This window comes from Duganella sp. CT11-25 (genome assembly GCF_047302815.1).
Lineage (GTDB): Bacteria > Pseudomonadota > Gammaproteobacteria > Burkholderiales > Burkholderiaceae_D > Rugamonas.
Map to the genome: position 1 here is coordinate 4,755,668 of NZ_JBKBFD010000001.1, position 24,593 is coordinate 4,780,260.

Here is a 24,593-nt window from a genome sequence, read left to right on the forward strand (position 1 = left end):
CGCGCAAAGCCGTCTATAATTTCTCGCGTATCCGATGCCGGTACTGGCATCGGTCGATCAACCACCGCTGGAAGCCTCTCCATGATTCGTTCCGCCCTACTGCTTGCCTTTGCCGCCACCTCCACGCTGGCCGCCGCCGCCCCCGCCTCCTCGCCACTGTCCACCATCTCCGAACGTTCCGGATTCCAGAGCACCGGCCGCTACGACGAAGTGATCGACCTGTGCGCGCGCTTCCAGAAAGCTTATCCGAAGCAGGTGCGCTGCTTTGAATTCGGCCGCACGCCGGAAGGCCGTCCGATGCTGGCGCTGGCCGTCTCGCGCACCGGCGCGCTGACCGCCGAACAGGCCAGGAAGAAGGGCGTGCCCGTCATGCTGATCCAGGGCGGCATCCACGCCGGCGAGATCGACGGCAAGGACGCCGGTTTCCTGGCGCTGCGCGAAGCGCTGGAAAACAAGGCCGCCGCCGGCGCGCTGGACAAGCAGGTGTTGCTGTTCGTCCCGGTGTTCAACGTCGACGGCCATGAGCGCTTCGGCAAGTGGAACCGTCCGAACCAGCGCGGCCCGGTGGAAATGGGCTGGCGCACCACGGCGCAGAACTACAACCTGAATCGCGACTACGTCAAGGCCGATGCGCCGGAAATGCAGGCCATGCTGGCGCTGGTCAACGCCTGGGATCCGCTGGCCTATATCGACCTGCACGTGACCGACGGCGCCAAGTTCCAGCCGGACGTCTCGATTCAGGTCGAGCCGGTGCACGGCGGCGACGAGGAACTCAAGCGCGCCGGCCTGGCGCTGCAGACCGCCGTGATGGCGGACCTGAAGTCGCAGGGCTCCGATCCGAAGCCGTACTACATCTCCTTCGACAAGGAAGACGACCCTGCCTCCGGCTTCGTCGACAGCATGGCCACGCCGCGCTTCTCGACCGGCTACTTCCCGATGCGCAACCGCTTCGCGATGCTGGTGGAAACGCACTCGTGGAAGGACTATCCGACCCGCGTGCGCATCACCCACAACACCATCGTCTCGCTGCTGTCGCAGGTCGCCGCGCACGGCAAGGAATGGCAGAAGCTGGCGCAGGACGCCGACGCCCGCGCCGTTGCGCTGGGCGGCGCCGATTTCCCGCTCAGCTACCGCACCACCTTCAACGCCAGGACCATCGAGTTCCCCGGCTATGAATACACGCGCGCCTACTCGGAAGTATCGGGCGGCCTGATGACGCACTACGACGAGAGCAAGCCGCAGGTCTGGTCCGTGCCGCTGCGCGACGAAGTGGTGCCGGACTTCAAAGTGGCGGCGCCGCAGGGCGGCTATGTGGTGCCGGTGGCGTATGCCGCGCAGGTGGGCGCCAAGCTGAAACAGCACGGCATCACTTTCAAGGTGATTGGCGCCGACCAGATGTCGGCCGAAGTCGAGACCTTCCGCGCCACCAAGACCAAGTTCGGCGCGCAGTCGTTCGAGGGCCACCAGTCGCTGGCGGTGGAAGGCGACTGGGCGCGCGAGCGCCGCAGCCTGGGCAAGGGCGCGCTGTTCGTGCCGATCGCGCAGCCGAAGGCACGCCTGGTGATGACGATGCTGGAGCCGCGCGGCGCCGACGGCCTGCTGGCCTGGGGCGCGTTCAACAACGCCTTCGAGCGCAAGGAGTACATGGAGGACTACGTGGCGGAGGAGGTCGCGCGCGAGCAGCTGGAAGCCGATCCGGCCCTGCGCGCCGAGTTCCAGAAGAAGCTGGACGGAGACGCGGAGTTCAACAAGACGCCGGCCAAGCGCCTGGAGTTCTTCGCCAGGCGCCATTCGTCGTGGGACGAGCGCTACAACCTGTATCCGGTGATGCGCACCGCGCAGAAGTTCTGAGCTAAAAGATAATTCGGCGCCGTTTTCCGTGTGATACTGGATGCTCCATCACACGGGAGACGGCACATGAATCAGAAAAGCCTGGTCTGCGGCGCGCTGCTGGCGCCGCTGTTATTTTCCGCACACGCGCAGCAGCCCGCAGGGCTGGACGCGATCTACGCCGGACTCGATGCGCTGTATATCGATCTGCACCGCAATCCCGAACTCTCCCTTCAAGAAGAAAAGACCGCCGCGAAGATGGCGGCGCGGTTGCGCGCCGCCGGCTTCGAGGTGAGCGAACGTGTCGGCGGCCACGGCGTGGTCGGCGTGCTGAAAAACGGCGCCGGCCCCACCGTCATGGTGCGCACCGATATGGATGCGCTGCCGGTCAAGGAGCAAACCAGGCTGCCATACGCCAGCACGGTGACGGTGCGCGACGCGGCCGGCGGCACCGTGCCGGTGATGCACGCCTGCGGCCATGACATCCACATGACCGCCTGGGCCGGCGCCGCCGCGCTGCTGGCGCAATCCAGGGACAAGTGGCACGGCACGCTGGTGTTCGTCGGCCAGCCGGCGGAGGAGGTGCTGCAGGGCGCGGAAATGATGGTCAAGGACGGCCTGATGACGCGCTTCCCCAAGCCCGACGTGGTGCTCGGCCTGCACGACACCAATGCGCTGCCGGCCGGCCAGGTCGGCGTGGTGCCCGGCCCGGCGTCGGCGGCCTCGAATTCGGTCGACATCACCTTCTACGGCAAGGGCGGGCATGGCGCCGCGCCGCACACCACCATCGATCCGCTGCTGATCGCCGCGCGCACGGTGGTGACCTTGCAGAGCATCGTCGCGCGCGAAGTCAATCCCTTCGACGCGGCGGTGGTCACGGTCGGCACCTTCCACGGCGGCACCAAGCGCAACATCATTTCGGACGAGGCCAAGCTGGAGCTGACGGTGCGCTCGTACAAGCCCGAAGTGCAGAAAAAACTGCTGGCGTCGATCGCGCGCATCGCCAGGGCGGAGGCGGAGGCGGCCGGCGCGCCGCGCGAGCCGCTGGTGTTCGTCGATCCCAAGGAAGCGTCGGAAGTGGTGAACAACGATGTCGCGATGGCGGCGCAGCTGAGCGCCGCGCTCAAGCGGGCCATGGGCGAGGCCAACGTGCTGCAGATTGCGCCCAGTTCGGCGTCCGAGGATTTCGGCGTGTATGGACGGGTGGCGGGCGTACCGTCGCTGCAGCTGCGGGTGGGGGCGATCGAGCCGGCGGTGTTCGCGCAGGCGGCGGCGTCCGGGACCATCCTGCCGACGCCGCACAGCCCGTTCTTTGCGCCGGACCGCGAGCGCACCATCCGCGCCGGCGTCAGCGCACTGACGTACTCGGTGCTGGACCTGCTGGCCAACCCGGTGGGCAAGGCGGCGAAGTAGGCATGAAAAAAACGGGCCTCGGCCCGTTTTGGTTTTACAGCGCGACGGTTCCCTGGCTTCCCTGCTTCTCCGCCATCTTCTCGTCCATCTGCTGCTTCATGATCTCGGCGATCTTGGCGGTGACGGCGGCCTGCTGCTCCGGCGACATGGCGTCGAATTCTTCCTTGCTGATACCGAGGCTTTTCATGATCGCCGCGGCCATGCGTTCGCCCGGCGTCATTTTCAGGTACTTCTCCAGCTCCATCGACGCCTCCGACTGCCTGGTTTCGGCGTGCTTCAGCAGCGCGCCGAAATCCCCGTCGCCGCCGCCGTTCTTCTTCACCGGCGAGAAGTTGGCCAGCATGGAATCGCTCAGCGCTTTCGATTCAATCTTCAGACTCATAAGTCATCCTTTACCCTTGGTTAGTAGTCCGTCTTCCTAGCGGAGGGCAAGAGAAGACGATCACTGATCGCGCTGCAGGGGGATGATACCCGGAATCGTCGACGGCGTGGAGCATGGCTCTTCGTCGAAGGCGATGTCGCCCAGCGGGTTGGCCTGGCCGTCGGCCTTGATGTCCTTGAAGCCGAACAGGTCGCGGTCCATCAGGTGCGACGGCACCACCGTCGACAGCGAGGAGAAGATGCTCTCGACGCGGCCGGGGAATTTCTTTTCCCATTCGCGCATCAGGCCCTTGATCTGCTTGCGCTGCAGGTTTTCCTGCGAGCCGCACAGGTCGCACGGGATGATGGGGAAGCCTTTGACTTCGGCATAGCGCTCGCTGTCTTCTTCCTTCACGTACGCCATCGGGCGGATCACCATGTGCTTGCCGTCGTCCGAGACCAGCTTGGCCGGCATGCCCTTCAGCTTCCCGCCGAAGAACATATTCAGGAAGAAGGTCTCGAGGATGTCGTCGCGGTGGTGGCCGAGCGCGATCTTGTTGCAGCCCAGTTCATCGGCCACGCGGTACAGGATGCCGCGGCGCAGGCGCGAGCATAGCGAGCAGGTGGTCTTGCCTTCCGGGATCAGGCGCTTGACGATGCTGTAGGTGTCCTGGTTCTCGATGTGGAACGGGATCCCCAGCTCCTTCAGGTACGCCGGCAGGATGTGGTCCGGGAAGTTGGGCTGCTTCTGGTCCAGGTTGACCGCGATGATCTCGAAGTTGATCGGCGCGCGTTCGCGCAGCGTCATCAGGATGTCCAGCAGCGCGTAAGAGTCCTTGCCGCCAGAGAGGCAGACCATGACCTTGTCGCCGTCCTCGATCATGTTGAAATCGCCGATGGCCTGGCCGACCAGGCGGCACAGGCGCTTGTGCAGCTTGTTGTTCTCCAGCGCGATCTTTTCGGCGGACTTGCCGCCGGCCTTTTCCACGGGGGTGTTCAACACGGCGCTCATACACTGTCCTTGATCTTGAATACTTCGACGCCGACGCCTTCGCAGTCCGGATACACGTCCGGCTTCATGGTCGACACGCGGGCCGCGCGCACGCGCGGGTGTTCCAGCATCGAGCGCACGATGTCGTCGCACAGCGTTTCCTGCAGCTGTACGTGGCCGAGCGACATGCGCTTGGCGATGGTGTCGCGCATGAAGTCGTAGTCCACCACTTCTTCCAGCTGGTCGTGGGTCGGCGAGGACACCGCCAGCGGAATGTACAGGTCGACGTTGATCAGCAGGCGCTGCTCGCCCTTTTTCTCGAATTCGTAGACGCCGATGTTGATCAGGACTTCGTAATTGCGCAGGAACAGGCGGCGGCAGTCGTTCAGTTGCGGGTGGATCAGGGCGGACAGCATAGTTATTACCTTCTTTCGATTGTATTCATTGAGCCAGAAACATCACGTCGCGCGGCAGCGGCACCAGGTGCTGGCCGCCGTCGACCAGCAGCGTGGTGCCGGTCAGGGCGCGCGCCGAGGCGGCGTAGACCACGCTGTCGGCGATGTCTTCGGGAGTGCTGGAACGGCCCAGCGGCGTTTGCTGGTGCGCGTTGGCGAAACCGGCTTCGGTCTGGTCGCCGGACACCATCGTGATGCCGGGCGCGATGCCGACCACCCGTACCGTGGGCGCCAGCTGCTGCGCCAGCATCGTGGTGGCGGTCTGCAGCGCGGCCTTGGACAGGGTGTACGACAAAAAGTCAGGATTGAGATTGTACAGTTTTTGGTCGAGCAGATTGATCACCACGGCCTGCGCCCCGGCCGGCGTGGCCGCGTGCAGCGCCTGCGCCAGCAGGATCGGCGCGGCGACGTTGGCGCGCATATGGGCGTCCAGCCTGGCGCCGCTGAAGTCGGCGGCGCTGTCGTAGTCGAACAGCGAGGCGTTGTTGACCACGCAGCGCACCGCGCCCAGCGCGGCGGCGGCGCGCGGCAGCAGTGCGCGCACCGCCGCTTCGTCGGCCAGTTCGCATTGCAGCACCACGGCGCGGCGGCCCAGCGCGGCGATCTCCGCCGCCACCTGCCGCGCTTCCGCTTCGGAGGCGCGGTAGTGCACCGCCACGTCCCAGCCGGCGCGCGCCAGCCCGAGCGCGATGGCGCGGCCGATGCGGCGCCCGGCGCCGGTGACCAGTGCGACGCGCGCGTCGCTGGCTTGATTGTCCTGTGCTGTCATCATGTTTGTCTTGGGTTGCTGTTGGCTATAATGCCGGTATGTCCCTACCCGTACCTTCTAGCGACGCGCTGGCCGCGTCCCACGCCCTACAGCACCTGATCGCCGCCGAAATCGAACGCAATTCAGGCGCCATTTCCTTCGCCCGCTATATGGAGCTGGCGCTGTACGCGCCCGGCCTGGGCTACTACAGCGGCGGCTCCGCCAAGCTGGGAAAAGATGGCGATTTTACAACCGCCCCGGAACTCACGCCGCTGTTCGGCGCGGCGCTGGCGCAGGTCGCAGCCGCTATTATCGCCCAAAGCGCGCCGCGGATCCTCGAATTCGGCGCCGGCACCGGCAAGCTGGCCTTCGACATCCTGACCGAGATGGCCGCCATGGGCGTCGATGTCGAGCGCTATTGCATCGTCGAACTGTCCGGCGAACTGCGCGCGCGCCAGCAGGACAAGCTGCGCGATTTCCCGCAGGTGGTGTGGCTGGACGAGTTCCCGGACGCCTTCGACGGTGTGGTGTTCGGCAACGAGGTGCTGGACGCGATGCCGGTCCATTTGATCACCAAGCACCCGCAAGGCTGGCAGGAATTGCAGGTCACCGTGCGCGAGGGCCGCTTCGATTACCTGGAAACCCCGGCCGGCCCTGAGCTGCTGGCGCAGATCGAGCGCCAGGTCGGCGGCCACGCGGAACTGCCGGTCGGCTACGTGACCGAGGTGCACGGCGTGGCCTGCGGCTTCATGGCCACCCTGAGCCGCATGCTGCGCAACGGCGGCGCCAACGCCGCCTTCCTGTTCGACTACGGCTTCCCGGCGCACGAGTACTACCTGGGCATGCGCGCCACCGGCACGCTGATGTGCCACTACCGCCACCATGCGCACGCCGACCCGTTCTATTATCCCGGCCTGCAGGACATCACCGCCCACGTCGACTTCACGGCGATGGCGCTGGCGGCGCAGGACGCCGGCATCGAGGTGCTGGGCTACCTGAACCAGTCAGGCTTCCTGATCGGCGCCGGCATCGGCGAGTTGCTGTTGCGCACCGATCCCTCCGACATCCAAGCCTACCTGCCCCAGGCCGGCGCGCTGCAAAAGCTGGTGTCGCCGGCCGAGATGGGCGAATTGTTCAAGGTGCTGGCGGTCGGCAAGCATGTCGTCTTGCCGGAAGCCATCGCCATGCAGGACCGCAGCCACCGCCTGTAGTCTATTTGGCACAATGGCCTGAATAACAAGCCGATTCCTTGCTTTATCGCTGAGTTGTGCGGCCGAAGATCGGCTATGATGACTGATTCTGCGTCGATTCCGCGCTACAGCCCCCGTCGCAGCGCGCGAGTCGGAAACTAATTGGAACGATGGGAAAGATACACACTCACTATGACAATCTGAAGGTGTCGCGTATGGCGCCGCAGGAGGTCATACGTGCCGCCTACAAGGCGCTCAGCCAAAAATACCACCCGGATAAAAATCCGGGGGATGAGAAGGCTGCGCGCATCATGGCCATCCTCAACAGCGCCTACGACACCCTGTCCGACACCCAGCGCCGCAAGGAGCACGACGAGTGGATCGCCGCCGAGGAGTGGGAAATCGAGTGGCTCGAGAGCACCCGCCACGAAGACGGCCACCGCGGCGAGCGGCACCGCCATGACGGCGCCGAGCGCGCCTGGAGTCCCGAGCATGTCGACGACGCGCCGCGGCCGAACCGCCGCCGGCGCGACTGGCGCTGGTGGGGCGGCCTGGCCGCCTGCCTGGTGCTGGGCTGGGCCGGCGGCGTGACGATGATGAACGAGCCGCGCCTGTCGTCGACGATGCTGACGGCCTGGGGCAGCAAGGCCAATATCGACGCCAACGCCGCCCAGCCGGAGCCGCGTCCCGTCCGTCCCGATCCCAAGGCCGAGATGCGCGAGGCCTGGGCCTCGGGCCGCGCCTACCCGTCCGAGGGCGGCGGCCGGCCGGCGCCGATCAAGGTGGTGGCGCTGTCGCAGGTGGTGCTGCCGAACGCCGGCGCCGAGTGCGATACCGAAACCCAGACCCTGGTGGCGCCCAACGGCGAACCGTGGCCGCTCAAGTCCGGCTACATGGAAGGCTTCCCGGTGGGGAACCGCGGCGACGACATGGCGCTGACGCTGGACAACGCCGGCAACGCCTCGGCGGTGTTCATCAAGGTGTACGACATGGACCGCCGCTCGAATGTGCGCTACGCTTATGTGCAGGCGCACGACAAGCTGCAGGTCGACAAGCTCTCCAGCGGCAAGTACGAGATCCGCTACCAGAACCTGGACATCGGCGCCAATCCCGGCGCCTGCGCGGCCGGCCGCACGGCCGCCGCCAGCGCCGAGACGGCGACGCCGCCGGTCAGCAATTAAGCAAACCGGCCGCGCGGCAGGCAAGCTCGCGCCGGCGCCGCTTGCGGGCGATTCCGAAGGGGGTTGTCACAGGGTGTGAATCTGATTATGCTAGGGTAACGACAGCCCCAGAGCGCCCCTTAGGAGATTGTATGACCGATTCCAACGCCGCAGACGACAACTGGCTGATCGACGAAGACGAGGAAGACGTCGCAGCCGGTGGCCTGGCGGCGCCGGACCAGCGCCTGTGGCGCGTGCTGATCGTCGACGACGACGTCGACGTGCATGCCGTCACGCGGCTGGCGCTGCGCAACGTCAGCTTCAAGGGCCGCGAGCTGGAGCTGTTCTCCGCCTACAGCGGACGCGAAGCCTACGACATCCTGCGCGACACGCCGGACATCGCGCTGGTGCTGCTGGACGTGGTGATGGAAACCGACGACGCCGGCCTGATCCTGGCGCGCCGCATCCGCGAAGAGCTCCACAATGCCATCGTGCGCGTGGTGCTGCGCACCGGCCAGCCGGGCCAGGCGCCCGAGCAGCGCGTCATCATCGAATACGACATCAACGACTACAAGGCCAAGACCGAGCTGACCACGCAGAAGCTGTTCACCACGGTGATCTCGGCGCTGCGCGCGTATGAAAGCCTGAACATGCTCGAGCGCAGCCGCGTCGGCCTCGGCAAGATCCTGGCCGGCGCCACCAACCTGTACCAGATCCACTCGCTGCGCGAATTCGCCTCGGGCGTGCTGAACCAGGTCAGCGCGATCCTCGACGTCGGCTCGGACGGCGTGCTGTGCCTGATGCAGGGCGACACCGGCGTCACCACCGTGGTGGCCGCCACCGGCGGCTACGCGACGCTGAACGAATCGGAGCTGATGCCGTCCGGCCACCCGCTGTGGCCGACCATCGCCAAGGCCTTCGCCGAAAAGAAAAGCCAGTTCGAGCATCCGGCCAATGTGTTGTTCATCCACACGCAGGAAAACCGCGAGGTGGCGATTTCCGTCACGCCGCCGTGGCCGCTGGCGCAGATCCAGCGCGACCTGCTGGAGGTGTTCTGCCAGCGCATCGCGGCCGCGTTCGACAACCTGTATATGTTCGGCCAGCTGCGCAAGGCGCAGGAAGCGACCGTGGTGGCGCTGGCCGACCTGGCCGAGTTCCGCGACAGCGGCACCGGCGGCCATGTGCGGCGCGTGCAGCTGCTGTCGTCGTCGCTGGCCAACCGCCTGGCCGAGCGCGGCGTCTATCCGGACGAGCTGACGCCGCAGCTGCTGGAGATGATCGGCCTGGCGTCGATCCTGCACGACGTCGGCAAGGTCGCCACGCCGGACCACATCCTGCTCAAGCCGGGCCCGCATACGCCGGAGGAACGGGCCGAGATGCAGACCCACGCGGCGGTCGGCAAGTCGATCCTGGAGCGCGCCGCCAACATGGTCGACGGCGTCAGCTACCTGACCTACGGCGCCGAGATCGCCGGCGGCCATCACGAGCACTTCGACGGCAACGGCTATCCGAACCAGCTGAAGGGGCGCGACATCCCGATCTCGGCCCGCATCGTCGCCGTGGTCGACGTCTTCGACTCGCTGCTGCACGAGCGTCCGTACAAGGAACCGTGGCCGCACACCGAGGTCATGACCTACATTAAGGACCGCGCCGGCAAGCAGTTCGATCCCGAGGTGGTGGCCGCGCTGCTGGACCTGATCGAACGCGATCCGAGCATCGGCCACACGCCGGAATAAGGCCACAGGAAGGGCAGGACAGTGCGATGCCAACCCCCACCGCCCAGCATGACGGCGAGCTGCGTCCGGTACGCAGCCAGCTGCTGAAAAAGCTCAGCGGCGACGAGGGCATGTTTGCGCTGGGCGCGTCGGTGGCGCGGGTGGTGCAGCTGGCCGACTCCGACGACGAGGGCGCGCAAAGCCTGGCCTACTACGTGCTGTCGGACGTGGCGCTGACGCAGAAGGTGCTGCGGCTGGCCAACACCCCCACCTACCGCGCCGCCGGCGGCACCGCCGTTACCACCATCTCGCGCGCGATTTCCCTGCTCGGCTTCGACAACGTCAAGACCACGGCGATGGCCATGCTGCTGGTCGATACGCTGGCCAACAGCCGCCACGCGCACAGCGTGCGGATCGAGCTGGAGGCCGCGCTGTGCGCCAGCCTGGTCGGCCGCGAGATGGCGCGGCTGAGCGTCTACCAGGGCGCCGAGGAGGCGGCGATCGGCGCGCTGTTCAAGAACATCGGCGCGCTGGTGATCGCCTCGCACGAGCATGGGCTGTTCCGCGAGATCGCGCTGCACACCGCGGCCGGCAAGCTGACCCAGGCGCAGGCGGCGCTGCAGGTGCTGGGCTGCAGCTACGACAGCCTGTCGGCGGCCATCCTGCATGAATGGAAGATCCCGGACGTGATCGTGCGCTCGCTGGCGCCGCTGCCGCCGGGCGCGGACGCGCTCAAGCCGGCCGCCAGCCGCGCCGACTGGATGCGCCAGGTGGTGTCCTTCAGCATGGACACGGCGCGCCTGCTGGCGCGCCGCCAGGATCCCGACAGCGACGAGGGCAGGGCGCTGGCGCAGCGCTACGGCGCCGCGCTGAACCTGGACCAGGACCGCATGCGGCAGCTGTTCGCCACCGTCGCCCGCGATATGGACGGCTTGCTGGACAGCCTGCAGATGGGCGAGCAGTCCGATCCCGACGACCTCGGGCCCGGCCTGCCCGGCGTGCTGCGCCAGGCCGCGATGGGCCAGGCGCAGGAGGCGCCGGGCGTGCACCCCAGCGGCAAGCCGTTCAACGCGCGCGAGCTGCTGCTGGCCGGGGTGCAGGAGGTGACGCAGATGCGCGCAGGCGGGCACGGCAAGGTCAACGACGTGATCCAAGCGGTGCTGGAGACGCTGTACCGTGGCATGGGCTTCCGCTTCGCGACGGTGTGCCTGAAGGATGTGCGCAGCGGCCAGTACCGCGCCCGCGTGGCCTTCGGCGAGCTGCACGCGCAGCGCCAGGCCGGCTTCGTCTTCCCCACCGCCAGCGGCGACGACCTGTTCCACCTGGCGATGCAGAACAACGCCGACCTGATGATCGCCGACGCCAGCGCGCCCAAGATCCGCGCGCTGCTGCCGGAGTGGCACCGCGCGCTGCTGCCCGATGCGCGCAGCTTCATCGTGCTGCCGCTGGTGGTCGGCTCGGTGCAGCTGGGCCTGTTCTACGCCGACCGCGCGCAGCCGGCGCCGGAAGGCGTGCCGCCGGACGAGACTTCGCTGATCCGCGCGCTCAAGGGCCAGGTGCTGGTGGCGCTCACGCCGTCATGACGGCGGCGGCGCGCACCATGGCCTCGAACTGCGCCACCGGCATCGGCCGCGCGAACAGATAGCCCTGCGCCTCGTCGCACTGCTTGGCGCGCAGGAAGTCCCGCTGCGCCACGGTCTCCACCCCTTCCGCCACCACGCCCAGGCCCAGCGAATGGGCTAGCGCGATGGTGGCGGCGACGATCACCGCGTCGTTCGGGTCGCTCTCGATATCCTTGACGAAGCCGCGGTCGATCTTGATGCGGTCGATCTCGAACAGCTTCAGGTAGCTGAGCGACGAATAGCCGGTGCCGAAATCGTCGATCGCCACCTTGATGCCGCGCGAGCGCAGTTCGTTGAGCAGCGCGCGGCTGCGTTCCGGATCCTGCATCGCCGCCGATTCGGTGATCTCCAGCTCCAGCAGCGCCGGCTCGATGCCGTGGCCGTGCAGCAGCTTGTCGAGCTGCGGCAGCAGGCCCGGGCCGTGGCACTGGCGCGCCGACAGGTTGACCGCCAGCCGCAGGTGCTCCAGCCCCGGCGCGCGCCACGAGGCCAGCAGGCCGCAGGCGCGCTGCAACACCCAGTCGCCCAGCGGCAGGATCAGGCCGGACTCCTCGGCGATCGGGATGAAGCGGTCCGGCCCCACCATGCCCAGCTCCGGATGGTGCCAGCGCAGCAGCGCCTCGGCGCCGATGATGCGCTGCGTCGCCAGCTCGACCTGCGGCTGCAGGTACAGCTCGAATTCGTTTTGCTCCAGCGCCTGCCACAGGCGGTTCTCCAGCATCAGCCGCTCGTGGGTGGCGCTGTTCATCGCCGCCGAGAAGAACTGGAAATTGCCGCGGCCCTGGCTCTTGGCCGCGTACATCGCGGTGTCGGCGTGGCGCATCAGGGTGCTGCCGTCGTCGCCGTCGGACGGGAACATGGCGACGCCGACGCTGGCGCCGCTGTGCACGGTTTTCCCCTGCAGCTGATAGGGCTCGGTCAAGGCGTCGACGATGCGCACGGCGATGTTGGACGCCTCGTCCGGCGTCACCGCGCCGGAGGTGACGACGATGAACTCGTCGCCGCCGAGGCGGGCGATGGTGTCGACTTCGCGCAGCAGTTCCTGCAGCCGCTGGGCCACCGCCACCAGCAGCAGGTCGCCGGTCTGGTGGCCGTGGGTGTCGTTGATCTTCTTGAAGTGGTCGAGGTCGATGAACAGCAGCGCCGCCGCGCCGCCGCCGCGCCGGGTCTGCGCCAGCAGCTGGTCCAGCCGCAGGTTCAGCGACAGCCGGTTGGCCAGGCCGGTCAGCGTGTCGTGGTGGGCCAGGCGGTGGATGCGCTCCTGCGCCAGGTGCTGCTCGGTCAGGTCGTGCAGGATGGCGACGAACAGGTGCTCGTCCGGCAGCTCGACCTCGCTGACCGACATCGCCAGCGGGAATTCGCTGCCGTCGCTGCGCCAGCCGGGCAGCTCGTATTCGTGGGTGACGCCGCAGGCGATCATGCGCAGCAGGCCGGCCGCGTCGAGGCCGGCCGCCTCGCCGACGCCGACCGGGATCAGCTTGTCGAGCCGCAGCGCGGTCATCTTCTCCGGCGCATAGCCGAACAGCCGGCCGGCCGCGGCGTTGGCCGACATCAGCACGCCGTCGCCGTCGATGGTGAGGATGGCGTCGGCGGCCTTGTTCAAGATCGCCTGCAGCCGCGCCTCGCGCTCGCGCAGGCGCGCCGTGCTGTCCTTGACCTGGCCCTGGATGCGGGCGCGCTCGCCGCTGATCAGCATCATCAGCGTGCCCAGCAGGCCGGTCAGCAGCAGGCCGCAGGTCAGCACGGTCCAGCTTTGCCAGCCGCGCTGCTGCTGCAGGTAGGCCGGCGTCGGCGCCAGCGTCAGTTCGTAGATGCGGCCGCCGAAGTGCAGCTGGCGCTGGAAGTCGCCGGCGTTGACCGGGCGGCGCAGCGTGTCGCGCACCACGCTGCGCGCGCTGTCGTCGTCGGTGTCCTCGAAGCGCACCAGGAAGTGGGGGAAGTCGGCGCGCCGCAGCGCCTGCTCCAGGTTGGCGTCGAACTGCATCGAGATCAGCAGCGAGCCGATGGCCTGGTGGCGGTTGTTGCTGGGGTAGACCGTCTGCAGCAGCAGCAGGCCGGCGCTGGCGCGCTCCGAGATCAGCTGCAGCGGCGCGGTGGCGGTCGGCTGGCCGGACTGGATCGCGCGCTCGAGCGCGGCGCGGCGCTGCGGATCGTGCAGGAAGTCCAGTCCCAGATAGGGGCGGGCGTGGGCCGGTTCGATGAAGGTGGAGACGAAGTAGCGCTCGCGCTGGCCGGCCGGCAGGAAGTCGCCCCCGCCCTGGCGCTGGCGGATCTGGAAGTCCGGCGCCACGTGCTCGCGCGCCCAGGCTTCGAACGCCGGCCGCTCGTTGCCGGCCACCGGCGTCAGCCAGGCCATCGACAGCAGCTCGGGGCGCTGGTCCAGGTAGCCGTGCGCCAGGTTGCCGAAGTCCTCGGCGTTGAGCGAGCGGCGCGGATCGTTGAGCGCCTTGGCCATGGCGTAGATGAAGCGCTCGTGTTCGCTGAACTGCGATTGCAGCAGGTCGCCGGTCTGCTGCGCCTTGAGGCGGAAGGTTTGCAGCTGCTGGCTGCTTTCCCAGCGGTCGGCCTGCAGGTAGATGGCGATGAAGGCGGCGGCCGACAGCAGCAGCGGCAGGCCGACCAGCGTGCGGCGGCGCGCCCACAGCGCGCGCGGGCGGCCGATGACGATCCAGCTCAGCGGCGCGGCCAGCAGGATGCCGATGGTGTCGCCCATCCACCAGGCCAGCCAGTCCAGGCCCAGCGTGTCCCACGACAGGATGCCCAGCAGCGCCATGCCCGACAGCGACAGCGTGCTGCTGATCAGCGTGACGCCGGCCGCCAGCAAAATGAAGCGCACCACGTCGCGCCCGGAGCCGATGGCCGGATCGATGTAGCGGCGGAACAGGGTGCTGCCGGCCCAGGCCTGCAAGGCGGCGCCGACGGCCGGCGCGCAGGCGCCGAGGGCGGCCAGCGCCGTGATGCCGGTCGGGCTCAGCGCGGGATAGACCAGGTTGACCGAGAGCGAGCCGAGCGCGACGGCCGGCAGCAGCCGGGCGCCGCCGACCACGCAGGCGGCCAGCGCGATGCCGGCGGGAAGAAAGATGGGCGAAGCGTAGCTGGGCGGCAGCGACAGGAGCAGGCCGAGCCGGCCGGCAAGGAAATACGCGGCCCAGAGGCCGAGATTGGCAAGCAGGAGGGTAGGCCAGCGACCGCTACGATTGTTCAAATGCAGGGCTCCAGATGTCACATTGTTTAATCGATTGTATAGGAAAACATGCAACGTAAAAACAACACTTGCACTTTTGCAGTTGGTGCAGTTAAAATCTCGCCCCGAAGCAGACGGTTCATCCTCTCGACGCCAAATAAAGTAGCGCGGCGTAGTGCAAGGGTTGACAGGTCAAGGTAATTGCTTCATACTCTGCGGTTCCTCGCGGAGGGGTGGCCGAGTGGTTAAAGGCGACAGACTGTAAATCTGTTCTCTATGAGTACGCTGGTTCGAATCCAGCCCCCTCCACCAAGTTTTTGCAAGAAGACTGAGTGGCGCAGTAAAAAATGAAGAATTGAACAATCCTCGCGGGTGTAGCTCAATGGTAGAGCAGAAGCCTTCCAAGCTTACGACGAGGGTTCGATTCCCTTCACCCGCTCCAGTGTTGTTGCAATGCAGATGCGCCGGCAGGCATCGAGTAGTACCCCATAAGCCCTTTTAGCTCAGTGGTAGAGCACTCCCTTGGTAAGGGAGAGGCCACGTGTTCAATCCACGTAAAGGGCACCAGAATTCGCAGTATCCGCAGCACCGCAGCATATATAAGTACATACGCAGCATCATCAAGACAGTCGGGCGCGAGCCCAGGCAATCACACCAAATCGTTAGGAGTCTAAAATGGCAAAAGGTAAATTCGAACGGACCAAGCCGCACGTCAACGTCGGCACCATCGGTCACGTTGATCACGGCAAGACCACCCTGACCGCTGCGATCGCAACTGTTCTGTCGAAAAAATTCGGCGGCGAAGCTAAAGCATACGACCAGATCGATGCGGCACCAGAAGAAAAAGCACGCGGCATCACCATCAACACCGCCCACGTCGAGTACGAAACCGCAGCGCGCCACTACGCGCACGTTGACTGCCCAGGCCACGCCGACTACATCAAAAACATGATCACCGGCGCGGCACAGATGGACGGCGCGATCCTGGTTTGCTCCGCAGCCGACGGCCCGATGCCACAGACCCGCGAGCACATCCTGCTGGCGCGTCAGGTTGGCGTTCCATACATCGTCGTGTTCCTGAACAAGTGCGACCTGGTCGACGACGAAGAGCTGCTGGAACTGGTTGAAATGGAAGTGCGCGAGCTGCTGTCGAAATACGAGTTCCCAGGCGACGACCTGCCGATCATCAAGGGTTCGGCACGTAAGGCGCTGGACGGCGACACCGGTCCTCTGGGCGAGCAAGCCATCATGGCCCTGGCCGACGCACTGGATTCGTACATCCCTACGCCAGAGCGCGCAGTGGACGGCGCCTTCCTGATGCCAGTGGAAGACGTGTTCTCGATCTCGGGTCGCGGCACCGTCGTTACCGGTCGCGTTGAGCGCGGTATCGTCAAGGTCGGCGAAGAGATCGAAATCGTCGGCATCACCGACACCGTCAAAACCACTTGCACCGGCGTGGAAATGTTCCGCAAGCTGCTGGACCAGGGTCAGGCAGGCGACAACGTCGGTCTGCTGCTGCGCGGCACCAAGCGTGAAGACGTACAGCGTGGTCAGGTTCTGGCGAAGCCAGGCTCGATCAAGCCGCACAACCACTTCACCGGCGAGATCTATGTCCTGTCGAAAGACGAAGGCGGCCGTCACACCCCGTTCTTCAACAACTATCGTCCACAGTTCTACTTCCGTACGACTGACGTGACCGGTTCGATCGAACTGCCAGCGGACAAAGAAATGGTTATGCCAGGCGACAACGTGTCGATCACCGTCAAGCTGATCAACCCGATCGCGATGGAAGAAGGTCTGCGCTTCGCGATCCGCGAAGGCGGCCGTACCGTTGGTGCAGGTGTTGTGGCGAAGATCCTCGCCTAAGGAATACCGGTCTTACCACCAGAGGCGTCTCTGGTGGTATAATCGATATCCTTTGTAGTTTTACGTAGGGACGTAGCTCAATTGGCAGAGCGTCGGTCTCCAAAACCGAAGGTTGGGGGTTCGATGCCCTCCGTCCCTGCCACCGTTTTCAGGTGCAGGGCACCGAAAGTAAATTAAATGTCAAATCAATCCGTGCAGACCGTCAGCACGTCGAATGACAAGATTAAGGTTGCGCTGGCAATAGTCGTCGCAATCGCAGGCGTGGTGGGGTTTTATTACCTGTCAGACAAACCAGCTCTCGTACGCGCAGGCGCACTTGTAGCTGGTTTGGCTTTTGCCGTTCTGCTCTTGTGGACCTCGACAACTGGCCGTGAATTCCTGAATTTCGCCAAAGAAGCCGTACGCGAAACGAAAAAAGTCGTTTGGCCTACCCGCCGCGAGGCGCTCCAGATCACCGGCATCGTGTTTGCCTTCGTGCTGGTGATGGCGTTGTTCCTGTGGGGCACGGATAAGACGTTGGAATTCCTGTTATACGACCTCATTCTGGGCATACGAAAATAATGAGCGAAAATGTGCAAGACGACGTGCCGGGCGAAGTTCCGGCACAAGATGCTGGCGCAGCGCCAATCAGCGTACCAGTGAGCAACAAGCGTTGGTATGTTGTACATGCGTATTCCGGCATGGAGAAAAGCGTCCAGCGTGCGCTGACGGAGCGCGTCGAGCGCGCCGGCATGCAGGAACAGTTCGGCCAGATCCTGGTGCCGACCGAAGAAGTGGTCGAAGTCAAGAACGGCCAGAAATCGGTGACCGAGCGCCGTTTCTTCCCCGGCTACGTGCTGGTCGAGATGGAAATGACCGACGAAACCTGGCACCTGGTGAAAAACACCAATAAGGTGACCGGCTTCATCGGCGGCAAATCGAACAAGCCGACCCCGATTCCAGCGCGCGAGATCGACAAGATCATGCAGCAGATGCAAGAGGGTGTCGAGAAGCCACGGCCGAAAGTGCTGTACGAAGTGGGCGAGCAAGTCCGCATCAAGGATGGTCCGTTCACCGATTTCAACGGCAATGTCGAAGAAGTCAACTACGAGAAATCCAAGGTGCGCGTCTCGGTCACCATCTTCGGCCGCGCGACGCCGGTGGAACTTGAGTTCGGCCAGGTCGAAAAAGTATAAGCAGCACCGTTCGCCAGAACGGGCGACGGTGTAAAAACCAACGCACATCTGGCGCAAGAGGAGCCCTGCCCTGCAGAACACGCATGGTGGGGCGCTACTACTCATATCCAAGATAGGAGCCATCATGGCAAAGAAAATCATTGGTTTTATCAAGCTGCAAGTGCCAGCTGGTAAAGCAAACCCATCCCCACCGATCGGTCCAGCTCTGGGTCAACGCGGTCTGAACATCATGGAATTCTGCAAGGCGTTCAACGCGCAGACCCAAGGTCTGGAGCCAGGCATGCCGATTCCAGTCGTGATCACCGCGTTCGCCGACAAGTCCTTCACCTTCGTGATGAAGACGCCTCCAGCGACCTTCCTGATCAAGAAGCACTCGGGCGTCACCAAAGGTTCGCCGAAGCCACATACCGACAAAGTCGGTAAGCTGACCCGCGCTCAAGCTGAAGAAATCGCTAAATTGAAAACCCCTGATCTGACCGCTGCCGACCTGGATGCTGCTGTACGCACCATCGCTGGTTCCGCACGTTCGATGGGCATCACGGTGGAAGGTCTGTAATCATGGCAAAACTGTCCAAACGCGCTAAAGCTATCAAAGCCAAAGTTGATAGCACCAAGTCCTACGCATTCGACAACGCAGTCGCTCTGATCAAGGAACTGGCTACCGCCAAGTTCAATGAATCGATCGACGTGTCGGTACAACTGGGCGTGGATCCTAAGAAGTCGGACCAGGTCGTTCGCGGTTCCGTCGTGCTGCCAGCCGGCACCGGCAAGACCGTTCGCGTTGCCGTGTTCGCTTCGGGCGACAAGGCCGAGCAGGCTAAAGCCGCCGGCGCCGACGTCGTTGGTATGGAAGACCTGGCCGAGCGCGTCAAAGCCGGCGACATGCCTTTCGACATCGTCATCGCTTCGCCAGACACCATGCGTATCGTTGGTACCCTGGGTCAGATCCTGGGCCCACGCGGCCTGATGCCTAACCCGAAAGTCGGCACCGTTACCCCTGACGTCGCTACCGCCGTGAAAAACGCGAAAGCCGGTCAAGTACAGTACCGTACCGACAAAGCCGGTATCATCCACGCTACCATCGGCCGCAAATCGTTCGCCGACGCCGATCTGAAGAGCAACCTGGTTGCCCTGATCGACGCGCTGAACAAAGCCAAGCCGGCCACCAGCAAGGGTGTTTACCTGCGTAAGGTTTCCCTGTCGTCGACCATGGGCGCTGGCGTCCGTGTTGACCAGGCTACCCTGGCTGCTTAAGTTTTAAAGTTTAAGTCCCTGTGCCGCAAGGCGCGGGGCAGTTCTTTGGGCTGGCTGCTTCTTTCGGGGGGCGGCCAGGCAATCAAAGACCGTTGGGCCGGGTGCATCAGGCAGGCAACCGGTTAATTGAATTTTTCACCCAACGCAGATGGTGTACCCGATCAAGTTTCGTAGTCCATTGGACTCCTAAACCTCGGACGCCGTTGTTCGAACCGATGGCAGGCAGTTGCCCGTCATCATTTAAGGAGGTTGACCGTGGGTCTCAATCTGAATGACAAAAAGGCCGTCGTCGCCGAAGTTTCCGCAAAAGTAGCAACTGCGCAAACTATCGTCGTGGCCGAATATCGTGGCATCCAGGTTGCTCACTTGACGCAACTTCGTGCCAAAGCGCGCGCTCAAGGCGTGTACCTGCGAGTGTTGAAAAACACCCTCGCACGTCGCTCCGTCGAAGGCACGCAGTTCGCCAGCCTGGCAGACAGCATGACCGGTCCGCTGATCTATTCGATCTCGGACGATGCCGTTGCAGCAGCTAAAGTCATCGCTGACTTCGCTAAAACCAACGACAAACTGGTCATCACCGCAGGTAACTACGCAGGCAAGCAGCTGGATAAAGCAGCTGTTGCAGCGTTGGCGAGCATTCCTAGCCGTGAAGTCCTCATTTCGCAGTTGTTGGGCGTTATGCTGGCTCCGGTGTCGGGCTTTGCACGTGGTCTGGCTGCTCTGGCAGCGAAAAAATCCGAAGGTGCTCCTGTTGTGGCCGAAGTGGCTGCAGAAGAAGCCCCAGCCGCTTAATAGCAGCCGGTTTTTTTCTCAAGTACCAATCTGATGTAATAACGAATCAAACAATTATTGGAGTTTCAAATGGCAATTAGCAAAGACGACATCCTGAACGCAGTTAGCGAAATGTCCGTAATGGACCTGAACGAACTGGTCAAAGCATTCGAAGAAAAATTCGGCGTTTCGGCCGCTGCAATGGCTGCTCCAGCAGCTGGCGGCGCAACCGCAGCGGCTGCTGAAGAGCAGACCGAGTTCAACGTTGTTCTGACCGAAGTCGGCGCAAACAAAGTTGGCGTCATTAAAGCAGTTCGCGAAATCACCGGTCTGGGCCTGAAAGAAGCCAAAGACGTGGTTGATGGCGCACCGAAGACCGTTAAAGAAGCCCTGGCTAAAGCTGACGCTGAAGCCGCTAAGAAAAAGCTGGAAGAAGCTGGCGCCAAGGCTGAACTGAAGTAATCAAGTTGTACGGCGGCTAGTTAGCGCCTCGAGCCAAAGCTGCGGATTTCCTTTCGAAAGGGAGGAAATCCGGCTTTGGCTCCTTTGTCGTCCTCGTCGTATTTGTAGCGTTAGTCCGACGTTGCAGTTTTCATGAATCAGCTGGAAATGGTAGAAGTTTCAGGTTTCGTCTGTGTGACATGCAGCCGAGATTGTTGCTGAAGTGGCTGCGGGGTTGCATACCCAAGCACTGGCAAAACCTGAATTTTTTATCCTTTCTGTCACTCACGGAGTGTCCATGCACTACTCATTTACTGAGAAGAAACGCATTCGCAAATCATTCGCGAAGCGCGCCAACGTTCACCACGTTCCGTTCCTGCTGGCTACCCAGCTCGAGTCCTACCATAGTTTCTTGCAAGAAGACGTAGCACCGTCGACGCGCAAGAACGACGGCCTGCAGTCGGCCTTTACCTCGATTTTCCCTATCGTTTCGCACAATGGTTTTGCGCGTCTCGAATTCCTGTCGTACGTCCTCGGCGATCCAGCCTTCGACGTCAAGGAATGCCAACTGCGCGGCCTGACCTTCGCGTCGCCGCTGCGCGCCAAGGTGCGCCTGGTGATCCTGGACAAGGAATCGCCGACCAAGCCGGTCGTCAAAGAGATGAAGGAACAGGAAGTCTACATGGGCGAACTGCCCCTGATGACCACCACTGGTTCGTTCGTCATCAATGGTACCGAGCGCGTTATCGTTTCGCAGCTGCATCGCTCCCCGGGCGTGTTCTTTGAGCACGACCGCGGCAAGACCCACTCCTCGGGCAAACTGCTGTTCTCCGCGCGTATCATTCCTTACCGCGGTTCGTGGCTGGACTTCGAGTTCGACCCGAAAGACATCCTGTTCTTCCGCGTCGACCGCCGCCGCAAGATGCCGGTAACGATCCTGCTGAAGGCGATCGGCATGTCGCACGAGCAAATCCTGGCGAACTTCTTCGTGTTCGACAATTTCAACCTGCGCTCCGAAGGCGCGGAAATGGAATTCGTCGCCGAGCGCCTGCGTGGCGAAGTCGCGCGTTTCGACATCGTCAGCAAGGAAGGCAAGACGCTGGTCCAGAAGGACAAGCGCATCAACGCCAAGCACGTGCGCGACATCGAATCGAACGGCATCAAGCACATCTCCGTGCCGGAAGACTACCTGCTGGGCCGCGTGCTGGCCAAGAACATCGTCGATCCAGAGACCGGCGAAGTCGTCGCGTCCGCCAACGATGAGCTGACCGAAGACGTGCTGGGCCGCCTGCGCGAAGCCAGCATCGCCGAAATCCAGACCCTGTACACCAACGACCTGGACCAGGGCGCCTACATTTCGCAAACCCTGCGCATCGACGACACCGCCGACCAGATGGCCGCCCGCGTCGCGATCTACCGCATGATGCGTCCTGGCGAACCGCCAACGGAAGACTCCGTCGAAGCGCTGTTCAACGGCCTGTTCTACAGCGCCGACCGCTACGACCTGTCCGCCGTCGGCCGCATGAAGTTCAACCGCCGCATCGGCCGCGACGAACTGACCGGCGCCATGACCTTGTCGAATGAAGACGTGCTGGCCGTGATCAAGATCCTGGTGGAACTGCGCAATGGCCGCGGCGAAGTCGACGATATCGATCACCTGGGCAACCGCCGCGTGCGTTGCGTCGGCGAACTGGCAGAGAACCAGTTCCGCGCCGGCCTGGTGCGCGTCGAGCGCGCCGTCAAGGAACGCCTCGGCCAGGCCGAAGCGGACAACCTGATGCCGCACGACCTGATCAACTCGAAGCCGATCTCGGCCGCGATCCGCGAGTTCTTCGGTTCGTCCCAGCTGTCGCAGTTCATGGACCAGACCAACCCGCTGTCGGAAATCACGCACAAACGCCGCGTTTCCGCCCTGGGACCTGGCGGTCTGACCCGCGAACGCGCCGGCTTCGAGGTGCGCGACGTGCACCCGACCCACTACGGCCGCGTGTGCCCGATCGAAACGCCTGAAGGCCCGAACATTGGCCTGATCAACTCGCTGGCGCTGTACGCCCGCCTGAACGAATACGGCTTCCTGGAAACCCCATACCGCAAGGTCGAGGGCTCCAAGATCACCGACCAGATCGACTACCTGTCCGCCATCGAAGAAGGCCGCTACATCATCGCCCAGGCGAATGCGACCATCAGCGAAGCAGGCATGCTGAGCGATGAGCTGGTGTCGGCCCGCGAAGCCGGCGAAACCATCCTGGTCTCGCCGGAGCGCATCCAGTACATGGACGTGGCGCCGGGCCAGATCGTTTCCGTGGCGGCGTCGCTGATTCCGTTCCTCGAACACGATGACGCGAACCGCGCATTGATGGGTGCCAACATGCAGCGCCAGGCCGTTCCTTGCCTGCGCCCTGAAAAAGCACTGGTCGGTACCGGCATCGAACGCACCGTGGCAGTCGACTCGGGCACCACCGTGCAGGCGCTGCGCGGCGGTATCGTCGACTACATCGATGCGGGCCGTGTCGTGATCCGCGTCAACGATGACGAAGCCACCGCCGGCGAAGTCGGTGTCGACATCTACAACCTGATCAAGTACACCCGTTCGAACCAGAACACCAACATCAACCAGCGTCCTATCGTCAAGGTAGGCGACCGCGTGGCCAAGCGCGACGTGATCGCCGACGGCGCATCGACCGACCTGGGTGAATTGGCGCTGGGCCAGAACATGACCGTGGCCTTCATGCCATGGAATGGTCTGAACTTCGAAGATTCGATCCTGATCTCGGAAAACGTCGTCAAGGACGACCGCTACACCTCGATTCACATCGAAGAGCTGAGCGTCGTGGCACGCGATACCAAGCTGGGCGCGGAAGAAATCACCCGCGACATCTCGAACCTGGCTGAGAACCAGCTGGCTCGTCTGGATGAGTCCGGTATCGTCTACATCGGCGCGGAAGTGCAAGCGGGCGACACCCTGGTCGGTAAAGTGACGCCTAAGGGCGAAACCCAGCTGACCCCGGAAGAGAAGCTGCTGCGCGCGATCTTCGGCGAGAAGGCATCGGACGTCAAAGACACCTCGCTGCGCGTGCCATCGGGCATGATCGGCACCGTGATCGACGTCCAGGTCTTCACCCGCGAAGGCATCGTTCGCGACAAGCGCGCGCAACAGATCATCGACGATGAGCTGAAGCGTTTCCGCCTGGACTTGAACGACCAGATGCGTATTGTGGAAGGCGATGCCTTCCAGCGTCTGGAAAAAATGCTGATCAACCAGGTCGTCAACGGCGGTCCGAAGAAGCTGGCCAAAGGCGCCAAGATCACCAAGGAATACCTGGCCGATCTGGACAAGTACCACTGGTTCGACATCCGCCCTGCGGACGACGCCGCTGCTACCGCGCTGGAAGCGATCAAGGAATCGATCAACGAGAAGCGCCACCAGTTCGACCTGGCCTTCGAAGAGAAGCGCAAGAAACTGACCCAGGGCGACGAGCTGCAACCTGGCGTGCAGAAGATGGTCAAAGTGTACCTGGCCGTCAAGCGCCGCCTGCAGTCGGGCGACAAGATGGCGGGTCGCCACGGTAACAAGGGTGTGGTTTCCCGTATCGTGCCGGTGGAAGACATGCCCTACATGGCCGACGGTACGCCGGCCGACGTGGTGCTGAACCCGCTGGGTGTGCCTTCCCGTATGAACGTGGGTCAGATTCTCGAGACCCACCTGGGTTGGGCAGCCAAGGGCCTGGGCATCCGCATCGGCGAAATGCTGGCGGTGCACACCAAGGCCGAAGAGATGCGCAAGTATCTGACCGTGATCTACAACGAAAACGGCCGTCCGGAAGACCTGGACCAGTTCGACGACGAAGAGATCATGAAGCTGGCGAACAACCTGAAGAAGGGTGTTCCATTCGCGACTCCGGTGTTCGACGGCGCGCACGAATCCGAAATCCGCCGCATGCTGGACCTGGCGTATCCGGACGAGATCGCCTCGAAACTGGGCATGACCCCGTCGAAGAATCAGGTCACCATGTACGACGGCCGCACCGGCGAAGCGTTCGAGCGCAAGGTCACCGTCGGCGTGATGCACATGCTGAAGCTGCACCACTTGGTCGACGACAAGATGCACGCGCGTTCGACCGGTCCATACTCGCTGGTGACGCAGCAGCCGCTGGGTGGTAAAGCCCAGTTCGGCGGCCAGCGCTTCGGTGAGATGGAGGTGTGGGCACTGGAAGCATACGGCGCATCGTATGTGCTGCAAGAAATGTTGACCGTTAAGTCGGATGACGTGAACGGCCGTACCAAAGTGTACGAAAACCTGGTCAAAGGCGACCACGTGATCGACGCCGGTATGCCTGAATCGTTCAACGTGCTGGTGAAAGAGATCCGTTCCCTGGGTATCGATATCGACCTGGAACGCAACTAAAGCTTAGGCTTCG

General features: G+C 63.7%; 19 protein-coding genes and 4 tRNA genes. 18 read left to right on the forward strand and 5 right to left on the reverse strand.

Annotation, left to right across the window (positions count from 1 at the left end):
• The first annotated feature begins 81 nt into the window (after positions 1-81).
• Together ACEN9F_RS20420 and ACEN9F_RS20425 are read left to right on the forward strand one after the other, a co-directional pair.
• Positions 82-1,851 carry a M14 family metallopeptidase gene (locus ACEN9F_RS20420; protein WP_413422774.1) on the forward strand — a complete coding sequence of 590 codons (1,770 nt, stop codon included), beginning with the start codon at positions 82-84 and terminating at the stop codon, positions 1,849-1,851.
• Between the two features lie 66 nt (positions 1,852-1,917).
• Positions 1,918-3,243, forward strand: coding sequence for an amidohydrolase (locus tag ACEN9F_RS20425; protein ID WP_413422776.1), 1,326 nt, complete (start codon positions 1,918-1,920; stop codon positions 3,241-3,243).
• 34 nt (positions 3,244-3,277) lie between these two features.
• Here the strand turns inward: ACEN9F_RS20425 and ACEN9F_RS20430 are convergent, their stop codons facing one another.
• Genes ACEN9F_RS20430 through ACEN9F_RS20445 form a run of 4 tightly spaced genes read right to left on the reverse strand, consistent with a single transcriptional unit; the run spans position 3,278 to position 5,821 of the window.
• Positions 3,278-3,625, reverse strand: a complete 348-nt coding sequence (locus ACEN9F_RS20430) for a hypothetical protein (RefSeq protein WP_413422778.1) — start codon at positions 3,623-3,625, stop codon at positions 3,278-3,280.
• A 60-nt stretch (positions 3,626-3,685) separates the two neighbouring features.
• Positions 3,686-4,615, reverse strand: a complete 930-nt coding sequence (gene ttcA / locus ACEN9F_RS20435) for a tRNA 2-thiocytidine(32) synthetase TtcA (protein WP_413422780.1) — start codon at positions 4,613-4,615, stop codon at positions 3,686-3,688.
• On the reverse strand, positions 4,612-5,010 hold the full coding sequence (locus ACEN9F_RS20440) for a dihydroneopterin aldolase (RefSeq protein WP_413422782.1): 399 nt from the start codon (positions 5,008-5,010) through the stop codon (positions 4,612-4,614). The genes ttcA and ACEN9F_RS20440 overlap by 4 nt, the downstream gene beginning before the upstream one ends.
• Before the next feature lie 25 nt (positions 5,011-5,035).
• Positions 5,036-5,821: an SDR family oxidoreductase gene (locus ACEN9F_RS20445; protein WP_413422784.1), complete on the reverse strand. Its 786-nt coding sequence runs from the start codon at positions 5,819-5,821 to the stop codon at positions 5,036-5,038.
• Between the two features lie 35 nt (positions 5,822-5,856).
• Here ACEN9F_RS20445 and ACEN9F_RS20450 point away from each other — a divergent pair, with 35 nt between their 5' ends.
• The 4 genes from ACEN9F_RS20450 (at position 5,857) to ACEN9F_RS20465 (ending at position 11,445) form a co-directional block, all read left to right on the forward strand.
• Positions 5,857-7,008, forward strand: coding sequence for a class I SAM-dependent methyltransferase (locus ACEN9F_RS20450; RefSeq protein WP_413422786.1), 1,152 nt, complete (start codon positions 5,857-5,859; stop codon positions 7,006-7,008).
• 149 nt (positions 7,009-7,157) lie between these two features.
• Positions 7,158-8,168, forward strand: a complete 1,011-nt coding sequence (locus ACEN9F_RS20455; RefSeq protein WP_413422788.1) for a J domain-containing protein — start codon at positions 7,158-7,160, stop codon at positions 8,166-8,168.
• Positions 8,169-8,299: 131 nt separating this feature from the next.
• Positions 8,300-9,883 (forward strand): DUF3369 domain-containing protein, encoded by a 1,584-nt coding sequence (locus tag ACEN9F_RS20460; protein WP_413422790.1) that lies wholly within the window; start codon positions 8,300-8,302, stop codon positions 9,881-9,883.
• A 26-nt stretch (positions 9,884-9,909) separates the two neighbouring features.
• Positions 9,910-11,445, forward strand: coding sequence for an HDOD domain-containing protein (locus tag ACEN9F_RS20465; protein WP_413422792.1), 1,536 nt, complete (start codon positions 9,910-9,912; stop codon positions 11,443-11,445).
• On the opposite strand, the gene ACEN9F_RS20470 is transcribed toward ACEN9F_RS20465, so the two are convergent.
• Positions 11,432-14,689, reverse strand: a complete 3,258-nt coding sequence (locus ACEN9F_RS20470) for an EAL domain-containing protein (protein WP_413422794.1) — start codon at positions 14,687-14,689, stop codon at positions 11,432-11,434. The genes ACEN9F_RS20465 and ACEN9F_RS20470 overlap by 14 nt on opposite strands.
• A gap of 206 nt (positions 14,690-14,895) precedes the next feature.
• On the opposite strand from ACEN9F_RS20470, the gene ACEN9F_RS20475 reads away from it, so the two are divergent.
• From ACEN9F_RS20475 to rpoB, 12 genes are all read left to right on the forward strand, one after another.
• Positions 14,896-14,980: transfer RNA gene (locus ACEN9F_RS20475), tRNA-Tyr, on the forward strand.
• A gap of 56 nt (positions 14,981-15,036) precedes the next feature.
• Positions 15,037-15,110: transfer RNA gene (locus ACEN9F_RS20480), tRNA-Gly, on the forward strand.
• 50 nt (positions 15,111-15,160) lie between these two features.
• Positions 15,161-15,235: transfer RNA gene (locus ACEN9F_RS20485), tRNA-Thr, on the forward strand.
• 108 nt (positions 15,236-15,343) lie between these two features.
• Positions 15,344-16,534 (forward strand): elongation factor Tu, encoded by a 1,191-nt coding sequence (gene tuf, locus ACEN9F_RS20490; protein ID WP_413421545.1) that lies wholly within the window; start codon positions 15,344-15,346, stop codon positions 16,532-16,534.
• A 66-nt stretch (positions 16,535-16,600) separates the two neighbouring features.
• Positions 16,601-16,676 (forward strand) — tRNA-Trp (locus ACEN9F_RS20495).
• Between the two features lie 35 nt (positions 16,677-16,711).
• Positions 16,712-17,095 carry a preprotein translocase subunit SecE gene (gene secE / locus ACEN9F_RS20500; protein WP_413422796.1) on the forward strand — a complete coding sequence of 128 codons (384 nt, stop codon included), beginning with the start codon at positions 16,712-16,714 and terminating at the stop codon, positions 17,093-17,095.
• On the forward strand, positions 17,095-17,709 hold the full coding sequence (gene nusG / locus ACEN9F_RS20505; RefSeq protein ID WP_413422798.1) for a transcription termination/antitermination protein NusG: 615 nt from the start codon (positions 17,095-17,097) through the stop codon (positions 17,707-17,709). The genes secE and nusG overlap by 1 nt, the downstream gene beginning before the upstream one ends.
• A gap of 124 nt (positions 17,710-17,833) precedes the next feature.
• Positions 17,834-18,265 (forward strand): 50S ribosomal protein L11, encoded by a 432-nt coding sequence (gene rplK, locus ACEN9F_RS20510; protein ID WP_413422800.1) that lies wholly within the window; start codon positions 17,834-17,836, stop codon positions 18,263-18,265.
• 2 nt (positions 18,266-18,267) lie between these two features.
• On the forward strand, positions 18,268-18,963 hold the full coding sequence (gene rplA, locus ACEN9F_RS20515; RefSeq protein WP_413422802.1) for a 50S ribosomal protein L1: 696 nt from the start codon (positions 18,268-18,270) through the stop codon (positions 18,961-18,963).
• A 255-nt stretch (positions 18,964-19,218) separates the two neighbouring features.
• Positions 19,219-19,755 carry a 50S ribosomal protein L10 gene (gene rplJ / locus ACEN9F_RS20520; protein ID WP_413422804.1) on the forward strand — a complete coding sequence of 179 codons (537 nt, stop codon included), beginning with the start codon at positions 19,219-19,221 and terminating at the stop codon, positions 19,753-19,755.
• A gap of 69 nt (positions 19,756-19,824) precedes the next feature.
• The gene (gene rplL, locus ACEN9F_RS20525; RefSeq protein WP_413422806.1) at positions 19,825-20,196 is read left to right on the forward strand and encodes a 50S ribosomal protein L7/L12; all 372 of its coding nucleotides are present in this window, start codon (positions 19,825-19,827) and stop codon (positions 20,194-20,196) included.
• Positions 20,197-20,473: 277 nt separating this feature from the next.
• Positions 20,474-24,580: a DNA-directed RNA polymerase subunit beta gene (rpoB, locus tag ACEN9F_RS20530; RefSeq protein WP_413422808.1), complete on the forward strand. Its 4,107-nt coding sequence runs from the start codon at positions 20,474-20,476 to the stop codon at positions 24,578-24,580.
• Positions 24,581-24,593: the final 13 nt, after the last annotated feature.